The 2,845-nt window shown below is 45.0% G+C and carries 3 protein-coding genes; all 3 read right to left on the bottom strand.

Annotated features, from left to right (window positions below; translation table 11 throughout):
* Window positions 1-648: lanthionine synthetase LanC family protein (locus tag K2G43_RS07325; RefSeq protein WP_300153828.1), on the bottom strand; the 648-nt coding region annotated here is incomplete at its 3' end.
* 18 nt (window positions 649-666) lie between these two features.
* Complete coding sequence (locus K2G43_RS07330; protein ID WP_300153830.1) at window positions 667-1,077, bottom strand: DUF3244 domain-containing protein; 411 nt, start codon at window positions 1,075-1,077, stop codon at window positions 667-669.
* A gap of 121 nt (window positions 1,078-1,198) precedes the next feature.
* The coding region (locus K2G43_RS07335) for a tetratricopeptide repeat protein (protein WP_300153832.1) at window positions 1,199-2,845 on the bottom strand (1,647 nt) is incomplete at its 5' end.

Below are 2,845 nucleotides of genomic sequence, written 5' to 3' on the forward strand. Positions count from 1 at the left end.
ACGTTCAGTAGTATCTTCATCACTAATATAGACCGACATAGTTCTGCATTCCATGGCTAATATACCTTGCCGCCACCAACATTTGTCCCTACATTTTTGCAACTCAAACGCTTGCAATACGTCATGCCAAACAGATTGCAATGAACAAGCATCCGAATATAAATCAATTCCAAACTTTCGGCAAGTATATTCCAAAACCTCCAAATATCGAGTGCCAAAAGGTTGATAGTTCGTAACTCGCTCAGAATCCAAACGGCTACGAACGTATGCAACAATCCCCATCAAACCGTTTTCCAAACTAACATCCGTAATGCGACTTACGTCCCATTCCATTATTCGCTTATCTACCTCTTCTAATACTTCATCTGTATTACTTTCAACAAAGCCTTTTGATTTTAAAAGTTCAATGCTCCAACCTATACCGCATAATCCATCAGCAAAAACTATTGGAGAACATGACGATAAGTCGTTACAGACATTATCCAATAGCTCCACAGCAAAATCTTCGTACCAATGGTTTCCTGTATATCGAAAAAGTTGAAAGAAGAAAATAGCCATTCCGGTCTTTCCTCCCCACAATCCCAACTCCATACCCAAAAGCCCACGAAGCAGACATTGATCAGCTATATATTTTAACTGCAAATCCATGGATAATAATTATCTTTATCATCTATTCATTGAAAACCAGCCGAAAGCATACCCTCCTCCTTCGCCACTTATCTCCAGCAGAAAGTCACCGGACAAACCTTCTTGCAAAGGAATCTTTCTCAAAACAGGCGAATCGATGCTCTCAGTAGAAGAATAAACCACTGTCCCATTTTGAGAGATAACAATCTCTATCTCGCCCACCGCCTGATAAAAATCCAAATCGACAGAACAATCCTCATTCAAGAACGCAGCGAAAGGAACAGCCATAGGGATGGAACGACCGCCTTTGCCCGGTTCATCCGGTTTTTTAAAAGGCTCGTCATTTCCCGTCAAGGTTATTTCCACTCCGGGATTGGACAATAAACAAGCATTAGCTTCTGCCATATACAGAAACGAAAGCAATAAAAAGAAAATAAATTTGGTCTTCATAGTACACTGATTTTATTTTGAGGACAAAATTAGGAAAGATGTACTATATTAGCAAATAATCAACTGGACATAAATTTTATTCTATTTTTACTAATAATCAGCAATTTACATCTGTCATATTCTATTTTACTAGACATTTACCTGGGTAGTAAAACAAGAAAAGTTCCAAACTATCCTTGCTGTTTAGCCCCAATTTATCCTTCAAACGACGTTTTCTCTTCCAAATTGTCGCCAATTCACTCTCGAAAACAAAAGCCAAATCATCGGTAGAGAAACCCACTTTCATCAAAACGACAAACAGCAAAGTGCTCGCTTTCATGCCATGCTCTTCGCCCAAATGGGCGACAAAACCATCGAAGGACAAATCCATATATTCAAAAAGAAGGTGCTTCTCCTCCGGAGTCATGTTCTGGACAAGCAGCAGGTGCTGCCTCAATTTAACCAAGACAGAAAGGCCATTGATATCCTTGCCCTCCTTTATCTTCCGGTTTTCATCTTCCAAAATCTGTATCTGTTGCCGGAACACCTCTATCTGCTGTCGGGTGTCTTCGGAATCCTGCGCCTCCTTCCGCTCCTGCTCTTCTATCCGGCAAAGATGCCGCGCAATGCACTGCTCATAGCCCCGGGCAATCCGCCTCAACTCATCGGCATGCCTCTTCTCTCCGCTATCACGTTGCAATCGATACCTCTTTTTTATTCTGAAATACAGGAAAAATGCTCCCCCGACAAACAGGACAAACAAAAGCGCAATCCCATACTTTTGCCACTCCGCCCGCTTCAAAAGCGCCGCGCTTGCCAAACGCTGATTCTCTCTTTCATCATTCTGCTGCATAGTAAGCAACCGGCTTTGTTCCGTCGCACTCCTGCTGACTTCCAACAAAGAATCTGATTGCTCCTTGTATCGGATGGCCCTATCAAAATTTCCCCTTTGCCTCTCCAACCGATAAAAGTAGTGGCAACCGCCTGCCCGCGTATAGGGATTGTCGGCTTCCAAAACTTTCCGGAAGCACTCCTCTGCCAGCTCCATCTGTCCCATTCGCAAATAGACATCGCCCAACGACATGTAATAATGATAAGTAGAAGAAAGGGCGCGCTCATGCCTGATGGCTGAGCGGAAACAATCGACTGCTTCGACATAGCACCCTTGGGCAGCTTTCTGCTCGCCCAAAAGTTGCATCAGGGAAGGGTACACCGCCGATAACGTATCTCCCTGCAAAAGATGAAAAGCCGCCTGCAAATACTGACAGACACTATCCGACTCATGCTTTTTCTCATACGTCCAAGCAATATCCCGACAGACATACACCATCATCAAGGTGTCATTGCACTTGCCAACATAGGAAAGCGCTTGCCGATAATTGTCCAAAGCCATGTCATACAGCTTCCTCTTGTCATTCAGCATACCTATATACTCATGTGCAAGCCCTTGCATCCGATATTCTTTGGTTCCTTCCAATGCACGCAGAGCTTCCAGATAGCCCTGCATGGCTGCCGAGTCGTTTCTTTGCAGCGCCTGCAACTTAGCAGCATAGAAGAAGGCTTTCCCCGCCTTCGCCCGATCCGTGCCGTCCCGGTAATAATCCACTGCAAGTTGTATCAGCGAGTCGGATTGCAGGCTGTCCAAGTAATTTTTGTCACGCGCCCGGGTCAGCAGCAACGCATAGTCCGCCCGCTCCTTGCCATGAAGCCGCTCGGGATGCGCAATACGGCCAAGCAGCAGCAAGGCGCTGTCGGGATGTGCATCCATACACGCTTCAATCTCCGCAAA

It is taken from the genome of Bacteroides sp. (assembly GCF_029057325.1).
Classification (GTDB): domain Bacteria; phylum Bacteroidota; class Bacteroidia; order Bacteroidales; family Bacteroidaceae; genus Bacteroides.